Source organism: Lysinibacillus composti, from assembly GCF_016908465.1.
In the GTDB taxonomy this organism is placed as follows: domain Bacteria; phylum Bacillota; class Bacilli; order Bacillales_A; family Planococcaceae; genus Ureibacillus; species Ureibacillus composti_A.
Genome location: NZ_JAFBDY010000006.1, coordinates 82,875 through 100,494 on the forward strand (window position 1 = coordinate 82,875; position 17,620 = coordinate 100,494).

Annotated in this window: 16 protein-coding genes; 6 read left to right on the forward strand and 10 right to left on the reverse strand. The window is 37.3% G+C overall.

What is annotated here, in order from left to right; genetic code table 11:
- Positions 1-111 precede the first annotated feature (111 nt).
- The 4 genes from JOD29_RS08635 to JOD29_RS08650 form a co-directional block, all read right to left on the reverse strand.
- Positions 112-624, reverse strand: a complete 513-nt coding sequence (locus tag JOD29_RS08635) for a thioredoxin domain-containing protein (protein ID WP_124764219.1) — start codon at positions 622-624, stop codon at positions 112-114.
- Between the two features lie 188 nt (positions 625-812).
- Positions 813-2,402 carry a YndJ family protein gene (locus tag JOD29_RS08640; protein WP_124764220.1) on the reverse strand — a complete coding sequence of 530 codons (1,590 nt, stop codon included), beginning with the start codon at positions 2,400-2,402 and terminating at the stop codon, positions 813-815.
- Positions 2,371-2,982 carry a DUF4166 domain-containing protein gene (locus tag JOD29_RS08645; RefSeq protein WP_124764221.1) on the reverse strand — a complete coding sequence of 204 codons (612 nt, stop codon included), beginning with the start codon at positions 2,980-2,982 and terminating at the stop codon, positions 2,371-2,373. The genes JOD29_RS08640 and JOD29_RS08645 overlap by 32 nt, the downstream gene beginning before the upstream one ends.
- Positions 2,979-3,893, reverse strand: coding sequence for a DoxX-like family protein (locus JOD29_RS08650; RefSeq protein WP_124764222.1), 915 nt, complete (start codon positions 3,891-3,893; stop codon positions 2,979-2,981). Before JOD29_RS08650 ends, JOD29_RS08645 begins: the two co-directional genes overlap by 4 nt.
- A 387-nt stretch (positions 3,894-4,280) precedes the next feature.
- Between JOD29_RS08650 and JOD29_RS08655 the strand changes: the two genes are divergently transcribed.
- On the forward strand, positions 4,281-4,877 hold the full coding sequence (locus tag JOD29_RS08655) for a YitT family protein (RefSeq protein WP_240033604.1): 597 nt from the start codon (positions 4,281-4,283) through the stop codon (positions 4,875-4,877).
- Positions 4,878-4,970: 93 nt separating this feature from the next.
- On the opposite strand, the gene JOD29_RS08660 is transcribed toward JOD29_RS08655, so the two are convergent.
- The 4 genes from JOD29_RS08660 to JOD29_RS08675 all read right to left on the reverse strand — a co-directional run bounded on the left by JOD29_RS08660 (position 4,971) and on the right by JOD29_RS08675 (position 10,730).
- Positions 4,971-5,894: an EamA family transporter gene (locus tag JOD29_RS08660; protein ID WP_124764224.1), complete on the reverse strand. Its 924-nt coding sequence runs from the start codon at positions 5,892-5,894 to the stop codon at positions 4,971-4,973.
- Between the two features lie 540 nt (positions 5,895-6,434).
- A complete protein-coding gene (locus JOD29_RS08665) occupies positions 6,435-8,381 on the reverse strand; it encodes an elongation factor G (RefSeq protein ID WP_124764225.1) in 1,947 nt (648 codons plus the stop codon).
- 281 nt (positions 8,382-8,662) lie between these two features.
- Entirely contained in the window at positions 8,663-9,628 is a 966-nt protein-coding gene (gene trhO, locus JOD29_RS08670; RefSeq protein WP_124764226.1) for an oxygen-dependent tRNA uridine(34) hydroxylase TrhO, read from the reverse strand.
- Between the two features lie 199 nt (positions 9,629-9,827).
- Positions 9,828-10,730, reverse strand: coding sequence for an AEC family transporter (locus JOD29_RS08675; protein WP_124764227.1), 903 nt, complete (start codon positions 10,728-10,730; stop codon positions 9,828-9,830).
- A 463-nt stretch (positions 10,731-11,193) separates the two neighbouring features.
- Here JOD29_RS08675 and JOD29_RS08680 point away from each other — a divergent pair, with 463 nt between their 5' ends.
- The 3 genes from JOD29_RS08680 (at position 11,194) to JOD29_RS08690 (ending at position 15,231) form a co-directional block, all read left to right on the forward strand.
- Complete coding sequence (locus JOD29_RS08680) at positions 11,194-12,312, forward strand: extracellular solute-binding protein (RefSeq protein ID WP_239585639.1); 1,119 nt, start codon at positions 11,194-11,196, stop codon at positions 12,310-12,312.
- 118 nt (positions 12,313-12,430) lie between these two features.
- Positions 12,431-13,501, forward strand: coding sequence for an ABC transporter ATP-binding protein (locus JOD29_RS08685; RefSeq protein WP_124764229.1), 1,071 nt, complete (start codon positions 12,431-12,433; stop codon positions 13,499-13,501).
- 14 nt (positions 13,502-13,515) lie between these two features.
- Positions 13,516-15,231 carry an ABC transporter permease gene (locus JOD29_RS08690; RefSeq protein WP_124764230.1) on the forward strand — a complete coding sequence of 572 codons (1,716 nt, stop codon included), beginning with the start codon at positions 13,516-13,518 and terminating at the stop codon, positions 15,229-15,231.
- A gap of 176 nt (positions 15,232-15,407) precedes the next feature.
- Here JOD29_RS08690 and JOD29_RS08695 read toward each other — a convergent pair whose 3' ends face one another.
- Positions 15,408-15,620 (reverse strand): hypothetical protein, encoded by a 213-nt coding sequence (locus tag JOD29_RS08695; protein WP_124764231.1) that lies wholly within the window; start codon positions 15,618-15,620, stop codon positions 15,408-15,410.
- A gap of 259 nt (positions 15,621-15,879) precedes the next feature.
- Here JOD29_RS08695 and JOD29_RS08700 point away from each other — a divergent pair, with 259 nt between their 5' ends.
- Entirely contained in the window at positions 15,880-16,182 is a 303-nt protein-coding gene (locus tag JOD29_RS08700; protein WP_124764232.1) for a hypothetical protein, read from the forward strand.
- Between the two features lie 31 nt (positions 16,183-16,213).
- On the opposite strand, the gene JOD29_RS08705 is transcribed toward JOD29_RS08700, so the two are convergent.
- Positions 16,214-17,011, reverse strand: a complete 798-nt coding sequence (locus JOD29_RS08705) for a nitrilase-related carbon-nitrogen hydrolase (RefSeq protein ID WP_124764233.1) — start codon at positions 17,009-17,011, stop codon at positions 16,214-16,216.
- A 182-nt stretch (positions 17,012-17,193) separates the two neighbouring features.
- On the opposite strand from JOD29_RS08705, the gene JOD29_RS08710 reads away from it, so the two are divergent.
- Positions 17,194-17,583 carry an RDD family protein gene (locus JOD29_RS08710; RefSeq protein WP_124764234.1) on the forward strand — a complete coding sequence of 130 codons (390 nt, stop codon included), beginning with the start codon at positions 17,194-17,196 and terminating at the stop codon, positions 17,581-17,583.
- Positions 17,584-17,620 lie beyond the last annotated feature (37 nt).

Below are 17,620 nucleotides of genomic sequence, written 5' to 3' on the forward strand. Positions count from 1 at the left end.
GCCTAGACAAAAGAAAAAACAGCAAGGTATTCAATTCCCCTACTGTTTTCACTAATTTTATATTGTTATTAGATCCTTAAACTAAGAAGTTCGTTATTAACGATTACCCAATTATAAAACTTTCTCAATTTCCTCTTTTAATTGTTGTGCATCAATTTCAACAGGAAATTGGAATTCTTGGTCATTGATAAAAACAGCAGGCACCATTTTTACGTTGCGTTCTACTGCTTCTGCTACAATTTGTAGGCCGATATCGATTGTTTCAGGTTCTTCTTTCAAACCATACTGTTCTGTCAGCATTTTCTTAATCGTATCACTATCTTTTTCATGCCACTCGCTTTGTTTTGCGAATAACTCTTTCATCAAATCATAAATCTTTTCTGGTTCCTTGTAATCAAAGAAGCAATTCGCAAGTGTACCATAAAGAAGCATTTCACGTGGCTTATCAAAATGCTTGATTATGTATTGTACTTTGCCCTCTTGGATATATGATTGTAATGTTTGGTCTGCATTTTCAAAAAATGTAGCGCAATATGGGCAAGCTAGATTTAAAAAGACTTCTACTTTCACGGGTGCATCTGGTGAACCATAGCTTAATTGTGCATTTTTAACGTCTGTTGTCATCTGAACCAACTCCTTATAGAATAACGATTTTTCAAAATATTAGGAAACTCTTAGATTGAAATCCCCCACCAAATATAAAACTCAATAATTATATTCTAATATTATACCATTATTTACTAGATTTTTTATAAAATAATCAAGCTAGTTTGTGTAGAAAATATCTTCTATGGTCCTGTGTAACGCAATGTTTAACCTATGACTTTGAAAGTGGGACGAGGAACCTGTCCCCTTGTCCCAATCTCATAATCTATGCGTAGAAAGTGAATTCCAAAGATATGCATGTTATGGACAGCTGTTAAGGTTGTTGGGGACGTTTCTTCAATGACGAAATGTTCATGGATGGGCAATTGAAAGACGAATTGTTTTATCGCTAAATAAGTCCCCGCATCTCCACTTGCATTACTTGTTAAATGTAGTTTTCCGTTTTCTTCATGTAATGCCAATATGCCGTTCATTGAAGAAAATGGAAGAGGTAATGCAATATTCATGTATGTTCGATCAGATTTGTGTTTCGAATAAATTGCCGTAAAAACTGTTTCATCGTTAATTTTCCTAATCCATGCACGAGGTTTTATACGACCATCCTCTAATGCATCTACCATAACGATTTCCCCGGTCATCTCGACTTTTCTCCTGGCAAATGGTAAATTAATTTGCTTCATCATCCGACTAAACCCTTTATATATTAACGCAAGCGGTTTAAACCATGTACGCCACTGAACACTTGCATAAAGGCGATAGCTGTCTGTCTTTTCATAAAAATCTACAATACTTTTCGGCAATTTGGACGTATCACAAAAATCTTCTAGTTTATCAACTAGACCCCAATCTGTTTTTTCGTAGGTTTGTAACTTTCCACGAATTTGACTTACTGAAAACGTAAACTCCACCTGTTTTGATTCAGGTGTTTGACTCACCCATGCAAGTACTGTAAACCCACCAAACAATATACAATTAAGCAAACCGTGAATCGCTAGCATATCTGTTATTGAAACAATATGTATAAACGTCAAGTTACCGAAAGCATACAACAATGACCATATGATCGTCACACACAATGTAATCATTGATAAACGTAAACAAATCCCTTGGAACCGAGCCATTTTCGTTCGGAATACTAGTACGAGGAAACAATAGAGCGCCCCAATATATAAAACGACAGAGATCATTTCAATAATCGGAGAAAAGGTTATCCCCATGGCGACAAGCATTAATCCAGTCATCAAAATGATAGCAATTGGTGAATACCACTTACTTTCACTACCAATCCGTCCGAAAAGCCCAACAGACATATTAAGTAGAAAACCTGAGTAATGGAAATGAATAGCCGTTAGCCAAGTAATAATTGATGAAAAACCTGTTTCGATTCCTGAGATCGATGCGAAAAACCATAATCCACCTACTAAGACATAAATCAACGCAACATCAATTGTGATCTCAGCTATATTCGTAAAACCACGGTGTAAAAAACGTCTAATCCCAATAAGTGCAATGGTACATGAAGACAAAAGATATAACACTGCACATAAAACTGATAACCAACCAGCTGACCAAATCGATATGCAAGCAACCCCTACCATGCCAAGCACAATCATACACTTCTCTATTCGTTTCAAGGCAATAATACATTGCAGCATCACTGGTACAAACACGAGTTGAGCTACGGTTAAATAAAGTAAATAAGTTGGCCCGCTTTGAAAAAAGCAACATAATATAAACAACCCCATACCGAAAAGCGATATTGGATTAGCGAAGGATTTCCGTAAATTCGCCAGCATACATCATTAACCTCCCCACAATTGGATTATGGATCGACACATGAATTGTATAAACACCCTTCAGATTATCATACCCTTCTTCCACAATGACTCGACCTTCTAATTGCTTCGGAATAGGAAGTTGTATGCGACCTAATACGAATCGTTGTACTCCTGAACGAATTAGTAAGCGACCTTCTTTCGTCACATGGAAAGTTAAATCTGAATAAAATAAAGCCGGTGAACCTAAATAATCTTGTACTACCCCACCTGCAAGATCAATCGTCATTAGCGCATCAAACTTGCGAGTCTTATCCCTAAAATAAAATGTTCGTTCCCATAACACTGCGTAATCACTTTTTGCATGTGGAATGGTTGTGTTGCGAATGGTAAACGGTATATTTTCCCCACTTTCAGGAAATAAAAAATCAAATTTGCTTGCTATCGCGTAAAATGGGTTCAATAACTTTGTACCTGCTTCTATTTTCTTCATTACACCTGTTGCAATAAATGATTCCCCTTGAGGAAGTGCATATCTATGCTTTAGCATCGGATGAAGTCGATGAAAATCATCCCCTAGCATTGTTTGATATATTGTCATGAAACAGATCCTCGCTTCCGTTTGCAGGTTTTCGCGGTAGGCAAATCTTTACTATTCATAAATCCGATGATGGATAAAACCCACAACGAAGCATTTAATGTAACGGGGTTAAAAGCAGCCCCCATAATCTCAACATCTGCCAAAACTGCACACAAAGTAAGAATTGGAAAAATCCAAATTTGCAACCTAAATAGAGCTCTTTTCCGAATAGGAAGTAGCCAGACTAAAGCAAAGGCCATTTCTGCTATTCCTGCCATTAAGACTGCATTTTGAGCCAATGAGTTGGACATACCGATCAAATCTGTAAAAAACGTCAATTCATCCTTATGTTTAAAAATCGCTTTTGGCACAAGTCCGTGATAAAACCAAACAAAGAAAAAAAGGAGGCTCGTTAGCATGTTGACTAGGAAAGAACGATACTGAACAGCTGGGAGCTCTCCTTTTTCAATCCATCTTCTTAACACATCAAAGCTAAGTGCCGTCGCCCATCCCATCATTGGTCGAAACAACAAATCAAATATCTGACCGATCATTCCGAAACGAACGTCATAATCATATTGTGTTAAAAACTTCACACCTAGTTGATGAGGGTTGTACTGCCAATAGCCTTTCCCTTCCGCAATCGGTGAAATTCGTTGGTCGGTACCAAAATGCAAAGAGGAAGTTCTTGTCCCATTATTTTTATGATGGGTTCCTTTGCTCTCACCCCATCCTTCCACCGAAATGCCTGGCATTACTTTAGTTATGTATGTAAATCGTTGTGGGTCTTCATCGCTATACTTCGGTTTATATGTAATGGAAGTAAAACGTAAATCCCATTTCTCATGTAAATTTGGATTTTGTGTATATTCCCATACTTCATCAATCGGTGCCTGTATTTCAATTTCCACATAAATTGGCTTACTTTTCATTTAACTCACATCCCCCACATCTAGGCATTCTTAAATTTAATTAATTTACTTCTTCAACAATTCTGATTCCGTTACAGTTGAAAATTGCTCTAATCATAAATAGCCTTCTGATGAAGTCCATGATTTGCTTGTTTACTTATTTTAGGTAGTTCACTTACCGGTGTTAGGTTAGTAATTTCGTTCATGTAAATCCTCCTTATGAACAATTTATGTATCCTTCATTTTTGACTTTCATTTATTAAATACATTAACCCCATATATTTCTGTCCTTCTATTTTCTCATAATGTTCATTATCTTCCAAATTTACTCATAGAAATAGTATGGGAAAGAACAAACCTCCCTTCAACTACCACTTCATCTAGACTAAAAGGAGAACTTACTTGAAAGTGATAAAACTATATAAGTCTTATTTATTGGAGCTCGCCTTTAAAATTCCATGGATTGTGATTGGTTCAATGGTTGCCGCGATTAGCCTAGAAGTCATCCTCATTCCAAACGGCCTATTTGACGGTGGAGTGACTGGTATTTCCATGATTCTTTCGGATCTATTTGGATTCTCATTAAGCTTTGTGCTGTTCATTTTAAATATTCCGTTTGTACTGCTTGGTTATTTATTTTTGGGGAAACGATTTGCATTTTCTGCAACATTAGGAATTCTTTCATTAGTACTTTCAACAAATTTTCTAGAAGGATCCACCTCTTTTCTATTCGGCCATTCACTCTTAGTCATGATTATGGGCGGTATTTTACTAGGTATGGGTATTGGGATCGTCCTCCGAAATGGTGGGGCTTTAGATGGGACAGACGTGTTAGCCATTCTGATCTCAAATCGAACATCATTTTCTGTTGGAGAGGTCATTTTTGCAATAAATATCCTGATTTTTCTTGGGGCATTAGTAATAGTCGGATTGCAAGGTGCTTTAATCTCAACCATTACATATTTTATCGCTACTACAGTTGTCGATATGGTGAAGGATAAATGAATAACTAATACAAAAAAACTGTAATCTAGCTCGTTTTTTCGAGTTTGATTACAGTTTTATCCTAGTTGCTTAGAACTAGGTAAGATTGATATGTTAATTATTTAAACGGTCATTTCTATTTTCTTGATGTTTTCTTAATCGGGTTATGTTAGGAGCTAGCTCATTTAAAGTAATGGCGATGAGGATAATCACAATTCCTAACCATTGAAGCGGCGTAACTGTTTCAGACAAAATAATACTTGCAGAAAGTATGGCAATCGGAAGTTCAATGGATGTTAAAATATTCGCGATTCCACCAGAAACTAAAGGTGCACCAACTGCGAAAAATAGTGGTGGAAGAACTGCTCCAAACAACGAAACACCTAAGGCAGATTTTAATAAATTCGTCTCTAATGGCAATATAGTTGGGAGATCACCCATGAATATGAAGATCACCAAAATAGTAGACCCTGTGACCATTAAAGAGCTTCGAGTCCAAGCATCCACGTTGACAGCGACCTTTCCGCTGAAAAAAATAAATCCTGCATAAGTAAATGCAGAAAGAATACCAAATATAATCCCTTTAATAGGAAGACCTTTAATGTCCCCATTCAATATATTCGAAGCAAAAAATACACCGACTAAAATTAAAATGATGGACAAGATCGTGACAGGTGACGGTTTAACTTTACTGAAAATCCATTCTAAAATAATCCCAATCCAAACAAATTGGAACATTAAAATAATAGCCAATGAAGCCGGTAGATATTGCATGGAAGCATAATAAAAAATACTTGTTAACCCAATAAAACAACCGGTCGCCATAATTTGAACGACATTCTTCTTATTAAGACCACTGAAGCCAGAGCGTTTAATTAGCGTAAAAGCCCATAACAACAATGAAGAAATAATCATTTGTACGATATTAATTTGGCCCAGTGTGTAGCCGTAGCTAAATCCCATTTTTGCAAAAATCGGTGTAAACCCAAAAAACGAAGCACCTAGTAAGATGAATATTACACCTTTATTAAATCTCATGATGCGAAACCTCCTTGATACAAAAAAACTAACATTTCAATTATATCATAAGCACTTTAATAGATTTCCCTACAGATCTAAACGTTTTTTGACTAATGAGCAAGAAGGCCATATTCAAAGACTTGCTTTAAAATATACCCTTCTTTTGTAGATGAAGAACGTGTTTAACATTATTCATGGGGGTAATTTCGTTCAGTTCTCGTTTATGATGCAACGTTTTAATGGCTTCCGTTATAGAATTCCCGCTAGTTGGGCCTATGAAGAGCGGGTTTATCGTTTCTCATTATTGAAATCCCCCTTCATCCAGCTTATGAAGACACTTTCTCTACTTTAGAAAAGTCAAACGGGTCTTCATATGCCTTATGAAGACACTTTTTCTTTATTCGAAAAGCCAAATCGGTCTTCATCTACCCTATGAAGACACTTCCTCTTCATTCGAAAAGCCATATCCGTCTTCATCTAAATCCCCCAACATATTCTCAGTAAAAACCAATACAATGAAAAGAACCTTCTAAAAAAATCTCAGAAGGTCCCTTCATATTATTTTAAACAATGCATGGCGTCTTTCGCTTCATCCCATGGTACACTGTAGCCCTTTCCTTTGGCACAGAAAATACTGGAAGAAGTATATTCGGGATCGGCATTTTTATCATAGCCAATTTGTTCAATAATGGCTTCAGCATTGTGGCACAAATCATATCCACTAAAAGTAAGCGATAATGCCCCTTTCCCATTTGTATAAGCAGCAAACACGGTGCTGTAATTCATAAATGTTGATACCGGGGCTATCCCTTTAATGATGACCTGGTCTTCTGTCATGATTGGTAGATCAAAGGTGCCGCTTGCTTGTTGAATATCCGTCATCATACGGCCGATATGTTCGTTCGAAGCTTTCATTTTAAAACTATAATAAGGTTCAAGAAGAACGTTTTCTGCTTGTTCAAGTCCTTGTCGTAATGCACGGAATGTCGCTTCACGGAAGTCCCCACCTTCAGTATGCTTATTGTGGGCACGACCTGTTAGAAGTGTAACTCGAAGATCGGTAACCGGATACCCTGTAAGTAATCCATGGTGATCGCGTTCAAATAGATGTTTTTCAATGAGTCGTTGGTGACCTACTGATAAATCATCTGCATGACATTGATTAATAAATTCTATTCCCGCTCCACGTTCATTTGGCTCAAGTTTTAAATGGACTTCCGCATAATGTTTAAGCGGTTCAAAATGACCGTAACCAATAACTGAGGATTTGATCGTTTCCATATATAAAATTTTAGGATCTTCAAATTGTACATCGATGTTGAAACGCTCTTTCGCTACTTCCACTAAAACTTCTAATTGAATAACGCCCATGATATGCACATTAATTTCTTGGAATTTTTCACTCCACACCACACGCAACGTTGGCTCTTCTGCCTCTAGCATTCGGAAGTACCGTAATATTTCTTTAATGTGTTCATTTCCTTCATACACAACTTTTGCTTGAAGTGTTGGGACAAGTTCAAAGTTTGATGCTGACTCGATTTCGTTTCCTAATATGTCACCAATCTTTGCTTGTGTGAGCCCTTTCACAGCAAAAATGTCTCCCGCATGAATTTGTTGGACTGTTTCGAAACGATTCCCGTTGTAGAGACGTACTTCTGTTACTTTTTCTGTCGAATCGCCAAACTTGAATTCATCCCGCACCGTTAAAGTCCCTTGAAGTGCTTTTATGAAGGTAATGCGTTGCTGTTGTTCATCATGTCGAATTTTAAAGACTTTACCTTTAAAGTGTAATTCGTCATCATAATGAGTTTGTGTTAGAATACTAAGCTGTTCGAAAAATTCAATCACGCCGATATCTTTTAAAGCAGCGCCTTTCGCACAAACATAAGCTTGTTGTTGGTTAATTAATGTGCGTAATGTCTGTAAAAATGCAACTGGTTCAATATTCCCCGCCATGTACTGATCAAAGAGGAATTCATCCCGTTCAGCAATCCATTCAAGCACGGTTTCAGGAATGGAATCTTCCGAAATCGGGGCATCAAGGAGCAACATATCTTCGGAAAATTCCCTTTTTAAAGACTGCATTACCCCTTCGACATCTGCCCCTTCCCGATCAATCTTATTAATAAAAATAAAAGTTGGGACATTGTATTGTCGGAGAAGATGCCAAACCGTCTCAGTATGACCTTGTATTCCTTCAACCGCGCTGATGATGATAATTGCATAGTCCATTACACTAATTGCACGTTCCATTTCTGGGGAAAAATCGACGTGACCAGGTGTATCAACTAACGTATAGGTATCTCCCTTAAATTGAATTCTACCTTGCTCTGCAAAAATGGTAATGCCGCGCTGACGTTCAATCGAATGGTTATCAAGATACGCATCCTGATGGTCAACTCGCCCACGTTCCCGAATACTTTGTGTATGAAAAAGGAGCTGCTCCGAAAATGTTGTCTTTCCCGCATCAACATGAGCTAGCACACCTAATGTCTTAAACATAAAAAATCCTCATTTCCTTGTTTTGCGTTCTTCTATTGTAGCAAACTTTCGAGATTATTTTAACGAAAGGTAGAGGTTTTGAGAGGGGTTTCTGAGTTAACATAATATAATTACTTATAATTTATAAGGATATGGGACATTTTTGAGTGAGTAGATGCGGTTAATGAATAACCCCTTTTTCCTGGTTATGACCAATCTTTCCCCATTATGAGCAACCTGCCTATTAGCTAAAACACAAAAAAACTTGCTGTGACATCAATCACAACAAGTCTTTGTTACTCTTAATTTGTAGCACCTTGCCATACCTTTTCAAGTTCAGCAATTGTCGCGCGCACTTGGTCTTCTGGTAAATTATGTTTCTCCACATATCGATTGCGAGGATGTTTCGTACATTCTATTGAGCATCCACCTAAATGCTTTGCTTCATTTTCTTCTGAAGCTAGAATATGTTTGTTGCAATCAGGATTTGAACATTTAATGTAGCGTTCACATGGTGTGCCATCATAATGGTCTTTTCCGACAACAACGTGCTCCACTTGATTAATTGGCACTGTGATGCGCTCATCAAATACGTACATTTTGCCGTCCCAATGTTGCCCTTTTGCTACTGGATCTTTACTGTAAGTGGCAATTCCACCATGTAATTGGCCAACGTCTTCCCCAATTCCTTCACGTTTTAACCAACCAGAGAATTTTTCGCAACGAATCCCACCTGTACAGTATGTTAGAACACGTTTTCCTTCAAATAAATCTTTGTTTTCGCGAACCCATTTTGGTGTGTCACGGAATGTTTCCACTTCTGGACGAATCGCCCCACGGAAGTGACCCACATCATATTCATACGTATTTCGTACATCAAGCACAACTGTATCTTCACGCTGCATTTCTTCCATAAATTCAGCAGGTGATAAATAACGACCTGTTATTTCATGGGGATTAATGTCATCCTCTAGACTTAAATTGACAAGCTCCGGACGTGGACGCACTTTCATTTTTTTAAATGCATGCCCTTCTGCTTCATCTATTTTAAAAACAATTCCTTCGAATAATGGATTATTTCTCATCAAGTCCATATAAGCATTCGTATCTTCAATTGTACCTGAGACCGTTCCGTTGATTCCTTCTGTAGCAACTAATATACGACCCTTTAAGTTCATTGCTTTGCATGCTTCTAAATGCTCCGAAGCAAATTGGGTTGGATCTTCAATTGTTGTGTAATGATAATATAATAAAACTCGGTAATTCATGTTTGTTCCACCTATCATTTATATTTGCAGGATATCCCTGATAGTTAATAGCGCTTTAAGTTACGCCGCTAAAACGAACCACGCCTAAATAAGATATATTTAAATAATATATGAAATAGTGATTTTTCTCCACCACTAATCAAAATGATTTAGAAATTAATAGGTGTTTTGTGAAAAGTTTTCGAAATGCCTATATCTATTAACCTAAAAAATAGAGTGTGAGAGGAATCGATATTAAACTAATAACTGTTGTAATGAGTGTGATAAACGAAAGTAAATTAGGCTTCGTATTAAATTGGACAGCTAGCATAGTCGTATTTGCTGCGACAGGCATTGCTGCTAATAAGACAAATACATTTTTAATCATGTCATTTACTGGCATAAAGCTAACTAATAAAGCCGCAATTAAAGGAGATGCAATCATTCGGACTACGATAACCGGGCTTAAATACTTTATTTCAAATTTCTGGGATTGAATCTCGGCTAGTTGCATCCCCAAAAGCAACATGACAGTAGGAATTGCAGCTGATCCAAGTAATCCAAGTCCATCAATGATCGTTGGCGGTAACTGAATATTTATCAGTTGAAATAATATCCCTAGTGTTACACCATATAATACCGGCATTTTAACTACTTTCTTTAGTGCTTCTTTAATTGTCGTTGGTTTTTCGCTACCATAGGAGGCAATAAAAATACCTACAGTGTTGATCAATAGCGCTTGGATGACCATGATAATAATGGCATAATCAAATGCCACCGCCCCAAAAGCAAATAAGGCTACCGGCGTTCCGTAATTCCCACTATTCGGAAAGATATTCCCTAATAACATTACGGACATATGCGATTTATCCGCCTTGATTATTTTCCCATAAACTAAAGTAATACATACGAGTACTATTGTAAGTGTGATGCTTAATAAGAACATATAGAAATGTTCAATGTTTAACTTATTCGTATAAAAGGTTTCAAAAGTTAGAAAAGGTAACATTAAATAAAGGGACATAGTTGAAATTGATTTTATATTTAATTTGAGTTTTTTTTGCCCTATATACCCTATACTAAAAATAATGAACGCAGGTAAAACAACTAACAGTAAATCCATCATAAAAACCCCTTTCAATTACAACCCCGTAAAAAAACAAAAATGCCATTTCCATCATATAGTAATTGATATTTTAACATGTTAATAGGATGAAGAGTCATTTTAAATCATCTCATTTATAGATTAAAATTATGATATATACATATTTGTTTATATCATTCTAATAATTTACAATTAATTTGTATTGGTAATGGCTTAACAACCCTTATTAATTTTGCCCCCAACCTTAAAATCAGTATTGCAATGAAAAAAGTGGTCCGCTGAATTGTTCAGTCGACCACTTTTTTCGTACTTCCTTTGTCCGCACTAACCATCAAAACCCTTCAACGAAAAAAATCGAAATGTGTAATAAAAACAAAATTGAAATATTATAATGTCTCATCCGCCCTCATTTTGTTGTACTTGAAATTTTCCCCAAGTTAATCGAAGTAGTACGTTCATTATGAATAGGAGGTTTTGTGACTTGAAGAAAAAGCATTGGCTATTTGGTCTTTTATTTGCCTTTGTTTTACTCGTTCTTGCTGCATGTAATGGGAATGACTCAAAAGATGAAACGAATCCATCGGAGGAAGGAACAACTTCAACTGAAACCACTACAACCGAAGAGGAAGCAACAACGGAAGAATCCCCTTCTGGAAAACTAGTCATTTACACAGGGCGTGATGAAGGGCTTGTGCAAGGGGTCATTGAAAGGTTTAATGAAAAGTATCCAGACATTGAAGTAGAATACTTAACAATGGGCGCACAACAAATTTTGGAACGTCTCCGCGCTGAAAAAGCGAATCCTCAAGGTGATTTCTGGTGGGGTGGAACACAATCTGCACTCATTGTAGGGGCAAATGAAGATTTACTTCATTCTTGGGAGCCAAGTTTCGCAAACGCCATCAATAACGAACATAAAGATGCTGAGGGTCGTTGGTTTGGGGAAATGCTTTTACCTGAAGTCATTATGATTAATAGCGATGTGTTAACAAAAGAAACGGGTCCACAAGATTGGGATGACCTCCTCGACCCGAAATGGAAAGATCAAATCCTCATTCGTGGAGTATTAGCTTCTGGTACAATGCGTACAATTTACTCTTCGATGATTGTTCGACAAGGTGCGGATACACCTGAAAAAGGTTATGACTGGCTAATGAAACTTGATGCGAACACAAAAGAATATACACAAGATCCGAATCAACTTTACTTAAAACTAACTCGTCAAGAAGGTACGGTTTCATTGTGGAATTTACAAGATATTTTACTGAAGAAACATACAACAGACTATCCATTTGACTATATTTATCCAAAGAGTGGTGCACCAATTTTAGTTGATGGTGTAGCAGTCGTCAACAATGCTCCAAACCTTAAAAACGCAGAGCTTTTCACAGAATTTTTATTTGAACAAGGGCTTGTTACTGAACTAGCTAATGAATACTATCAAATTCCAACTCGTACGGACATTGATTTAAACGCAATGCCAGATTGGTATAAAGAACTGAATTTAACGACGTTTGATATTGATTGGGAAGTCATGTCTGCGCAAGAAGCAGAATGGATGGAATACTGGGACACAAATATTAAAGGTCGTGCAAAATAACCGCCATCCCTCTTTTACTTTCATATAGTTCGTTTAGGGTGTGACAAAACTGTCGTCACACCCTCTTTCTAAAAGAATTGCTACTCTTCTTCGAACGTCAATAGAAAGGAGCTTATGCGTGAAAAGTGTTCGATTGGAACATGTGACAAAATCTTTTGGTAAAGTCGAAACGATAAATGATTTAAATTTAATGATCCAACCCGGCGAGTTTTTTACCTTTCTTGGACCTAGTGGTTGTGGAAAAACGACGACCCTCCGTATGATTGCAGGATTTTATTATCCTACTACAGGCAAAATCTATTTTGACGACGCTAACGTAACCGGTTTACAGCCAAACAAACGAAATATTGGGATGGTTTTTCAAAATTATGCCCTGTTCCCTCATATGACGGTCGATGAAAATATTGCGTTCGGATTAAAGGTAAGAAAAATGCCCACTACCGTCATCCGTAAAAAAGTGGATCGTATTCGAGAGATTGTTCATTTAGGACCTTACGGAAATCGCAAAATAAATGAACTATCAGGCGGGCAACAACAACGGGTCGCATTAGCAAGAGCGCTTGTCATTGAACCGGATATTTTATTGTTAGATGAACCTTTATCGAATTTAGATGCCAAGTTACGCGAGGAAACACGTGTTGAAATTAAGCGCATCCAATCAGAGCTTGGTGTTACAACCATTTATGTGACGCACGATCAAACGGAAGCGATGGCGATGTCGGACCGTATTATGGTGATGGACCGTGGGCATGTGCAACAAGTCGGAACTCCACAAGAAATTTATAATCGCCCCATCAACCGATTCGTTTCGAACTTCATTGGTGAAACCAATCTCTTGGAAGCAACAATTGATGAAGTTTCTTCAGAGGACTTAATTGTGACAACTTGTGATGGATGGACACTACGTGGGAAAAGAGAAAACATTTCCCCCCTTATTAAACTTAAAATTGGTGAAACCGTTTATGTTTCCATTCGACCTGAATCCATTCAACAAGGACCAGGAGAAAATGATTTATCTGGGATCATTTCCTTTGTCGAATTTACCGGATTAAGTGTCCAATACATTGTGAACATGCCAAGCGCCACTTTGAAGGCGATGATTTTAAATGATGGAAGTCCACTCAAACAAATTGGTGATGAGATTGTCCTAAATATCCCACCGGAAGGCCTTTATTTCCTTGGAGAATAGGAGGTTGAATACAATTGAAACGAGAAATTTCATCAAATGAAAGCGGATGGTCTCGTCTCACGCAGTCTCCTTATTTTATCTATTTATTGATTTCGCCCTTATTTCTCATTTTATTTGCTTATGTTGTGTATCCATTTTATCAAACATTTCTTCAAAGCTTTAACGGTGAAAATACCCTGTTAAACTATCAGAAGTTTTTCAGTTTAGCGAGCCCTGCGAACTTAGAGGCTCTTTGGACTAGTGTCTATATTTCCGTGATTAGTGTCTTCACATGTGCCTTAGTTGGGGTAACAATGGCGTTTTTACTCGAGCGATACGAATTTCCAGGGAGACGTTTGCTGTCTGTGCTTGTTTTAGTTCCAATGGCGCTTCCTCCATTAGTGGGCGTACTCTCCTTTACGTTTTTATACGGAGATAGTGGAATTATTCCGAGGGGAATTCAGCATCTATTAGACTTGAAGCAAACACCTTTTGCCTTAAAAGGAATATGGGGTGTCATCGTTGTACATACCTTTACAATGTACACGTACTTTTATTTGACCGCTTCTGCTGCCATAAAAGGGTTAGACCCTTCTCTTGAAGAAGCAGCGACTAGTTTAGGTGCTAGTCGAATTCGAGTTTGGTCCAAAGTTATTTTACCGATGTTAACTCCTTCAATCGTGGCTGCATCCCTGCTAGTTTTCATGGTATCAATGGCCTCCTATACTGCCCCACTCATGTTTGGTGTCGAGAGAACGATGACGATGCAAATTTATTTATCACGGACAAATGGAAACCTTGAGATGGCAGCTACCCAATCAACCATTTTATCCATTGTGTCGGTTACGTTTTTAATAATTATGCGATGGTATCAAAATCGACGAAACTATCAAAATCTGAGTAAAGGTATTAGCGTTCATAGATCCGAAGTTTCGTCGAAGCCTTTGAAAATAATGGCGGTCATTGGTTCATTTATCGGGACACTCATATTAATTTTGCCTATCTTGGTACTCGTGTTGATTTCATTTTCGGTAGACGGCACATGGACCATCCAAGTGCTGCCTCCAGAATATACATTCGATCATTATATTGCGTTGTTTACAGACGAAAAAACATGGCGACCTATCTGGAACTCCTTACAAATGGGATTTGTGGCTACGATTGGGAATATTTTGTTTGGGGTTGCAGCGGCTTATGCAATGGTAAGACTGAATTTTAAAGGTAAAACCCTTCTAGATATTTTGATTATGGTTCCGTGGGCATTGCCTGGGACGGTTGTGGCAGTTAATATTATTGCAGCTTTCAGTACAGAAAACATTTTCGCCTTTAACCAAGTGTTGATCGGGACATTTTGGATATTACCGCTCGCTTATTTCATCCGGCATTTGCCTCTCGTCTTCCGTTCAACTTCAGCTTCCTTAATGCAGTTAGATCAATCAATAGAAGAAGCGGCAAGAAGTTTAGGGGCCTCGTGGTGGTATAGCTTTAGAAAAATTGTGTTACCTCTAACATTTACGGGGGTCTTAGCTGGGACATTACTCGCTTTTGTTCAAAGTATCGGAGAATTCGTTGCATCCATTTTAATTTATAATACATCAACTATGCCATTATCGGTTGCCATTTTCCAGAAACTATATGCATTTGACTTTGGAACAGCTTGTGCATATGGGGTATTGCAAATCTTGTTGATTTTAATTGTCTTGGTGATTTCAGAGAAGTTATTAAAAGGCAGTGCAGGATCAGCGTTATAGGGGGATGAACGAAGATGAACCGAGAAACTTTTGTGTTGGTTTCTCGGTTCATGTCTATTGGAAGAGTTCCCTTTTGAAATCCCATGTACAAAGATGCCTTTTACAGTATTTGTGGTAGAATCTTTTAAGTTATTCATTCCCTTTTCTTTATAATAGTCATCTTTCTTAATCATGCCTTATGTACCTTGAAACGTTCCATCTAAAAACTGCCCTGCATTGTTTAACGCGATTTTAGAAGCTACCTGCACACTATCACCGCCCTCTTCCATCCATTCTCCTGTTCCCTTCCACTTTGTTCCTACTGCTTTTCTGTGCAAGTTTAACGGAGCCACCAAGATTCCGCCACCAACCGTCCCTATTTCTTTCCCAACTTTTCGAAATACGTCCATCATGAGCTCTCCATTTCCTCATCTTAGTTCAGCAACTTACTTTAATAGGTATATCATACCATGCTTTTTAATCAGACAAGATGAACATTTTTATTTCATAGATGTAAGGTATTCCGTAATGTTTAATAAATCTGTTTAATAAAATTAAGGGATGATGGAGATTGGAGTGAAGTCGTTGAAACCCAAATACAATTTATTCATTAGTATTTTTTCTTTAATCGTGGGGATTGGGGCTATACTCATTTCCTGGATGATTTTAATGAAACAAACAGTTCCACTTGATCTTGTTGGAGCCATCCTATTTTATGGTTTACCAATCTATATTTTATTTACTTTACCTCTGTATTACGGCTTGAAATTTATAGTTTTAAAGCTATTTGGACAACTTCAATTGGGTTATTTTTTTGCGGGAGGAATTCTAGTAGCAGTCATACAAACATTGCTCATCCTTTTCGTATTGGATGCACCATTATTTGATGAAAAGATTCTGTCTATATTTTTTACTCCATTATTACTAGGTAGCCTAACATTTGTGCTATTTACAATACGTTTTACTAAATAAGATTGAAACATAGAGAGTAGTTGTTTTGTTACTACTCTCTACTGAGATCTACGGGTACTAATCCCGGAACTAAGGAATAATCAAAGTCGCGTAAATAAGGTATTTTGGCGCGGGCAGCTTGAATTTGATTCAAATCAATATCATATAACAAAATGTCCTCTTTTAATCGAGAGCATTCGTAGAGTATTGCCCCTTTAGGATTAATTAGTTTTGATTTCCCAAAACTTTTTTCACCTATACTATTGACCCCTAATACAAACACCGTATTGTCCACTGCCCTTGCTGGAAGTTGGATATCCCATCTTTTTTCAGATTGTAAGCTCCAGTAACTTGGGATAATAATCAATTCAGCCCCTCTAAGAGCAAGAATCCTACTTGTTTCAGGAAATTCAATATCATAACAAATTACGATCCCAATCTTCCCAACAGTAGTTTGAACAGGGACGTAATCTCGTTCACCAAACGCAAATTTCTGCTGCTCATGATGCCAAAGAAAAGATTTACGATAAACATGCACGATTTCACCATTTGTTTCAATAACCGCCGCAGCAATATAAAGTTGCTCCACTTCTTTATCGATAAAAGGGACTACAAGAACAACACCGTATTTTCTTGCAATCTCACAAAATTCTTCTACAATTTCTTTCGTTTTTTGTTGGAGCTTAATAATGGTTGGCTTATTTACATGGTAGCCACTCGACCACAATTCCGGTAACACTACCAATTGTGCGCCTTTTCGAATGGCTTTTAAGACTAGCTTCTGCCCTTTTACTTTATTCCGGTCTAACTGTCCAGAAACTAATTCCATTTGAATGCCTGCTACTTTCACAGCAAAACCTCGATTCTTATAAGATTAAAAAGTACTCTCTAAGTAGATGAATCAAAAATTTATCTTTGTAAAAACAATGTAACCATCTATCTAAAACACATACATTTTTTGTGATTAAGAGCGAAACTAAATGATATTTAATCCGTAAGTATTGAATGAGTGAAGAGGAGGAGGCAATTTAAATGAAACCCATAATGAAAAAACGAACGAAGGCTTTCTTAATTGATGCAGCGATTTCAACAGTGGTCACATTAAGTGTGGAGTATTTTTTACGTAAGAAAATTAAAAATGAAGCGTTTCATAACCTTGTAACCCCAACAACTGTCATGTGGGGACTAGAGCTCGCGCAGTTACGTAATAACGGACAAACAATTGGTTATAAAACAATAGGACTAGTCTTAGAAAATAAAAAAGGTTCTGTTCCAACAACAGGGCAAATTTTAAAACGTATAGCCCATCGCGATACAATTGGTAGTTTTTTATATTTAAAAAATCGAACAGAATTTGAAGGACAAGATGGCAGTATATTACCCCATGATGAGTTTTCAGGGACAGTTGTGAAGGAATTGTAATTAAACAAGCCCCTTATATTGGGGCTTGTTTAGGAGT

Bases quoted from the DNA above. Each gene is read 5' to 3' on its own strand.
- JOD29_RS08635 (WP_124764219.1), bottom strand. From the start codon at position 624: ATGACAACAGACGTTAAAAATGCACAATTAAGCTATGGTTCACCAGAT.
- JOD29_RS08640 (WP_124764220.1), bottom strand. From the start codon at position 2,402: ATGCTGGCGAATTTACGGAAATCCTTCGCTAATCCAATATCGCTTTTC.
- JOD29_RS08645 (WP_124764221.1), bottom strand. From the start codon at position 2,982: ATGACAATATATCAAACAATGCTAGGGGATGATTTTCATCGACTTCAT.
- JOD29_RS08650 (WP_124764222.1), bottom strand. From the start codon at position 3,893: ATGAAAAGTAAGCCAATTTATGTGGAAATTGAAATACAGGCACCGATT.
- JOD29_RS08660 (WP_124764224.1), bottom strand. From the start codon at position 5,894: ATGAGATTTAATAAAGGTGTAATATTCATCTTACTAGGTGCTTCGTTT.
- JOD29_RS08665 (WP_124764225.1), bottom strand. From the start codon at position 8,381: ATGTTTAAGACATTAGGTGTGCTAGCTCATGTTGATGCGGGAAAGACA.
- trhO (WP_124764226.1), bottom strand. From the start codon at position 9,628: ATGAATTACCGAGTTTTATTATATTATCATTACACAACAATTGAAGAT.
- JOD29_RS08675 (WP_124764227.1), bottom strand. From the start codon at position 10,730: ATGGATTTACTGTTAGTTGTTTTACCTGCGTTCATTATTTTTAGTATA.
- JOD29_RS08695 (WP_124764231.1), bottom strand. From the start codon at position 15,620: ATGGACGTATTTCGAAAAGTTGGGAAAGAAATAGGGACGGTTGGTGGC.
- JOD29_RS08700 (WP_124764232.1), top strand. From the start codon at position 15,880: ATGAAACAAACAGTTCCACTTGATCTTGTTGGAGCCATCCTATTTTAT.
- JOD29_RS08710 (WP_124764234.1), top strand. From the start codon at position 17,194: ATGAAACCCATAATGAAAAAACGAACGAAGGCTTTCTTAATTGATGCA.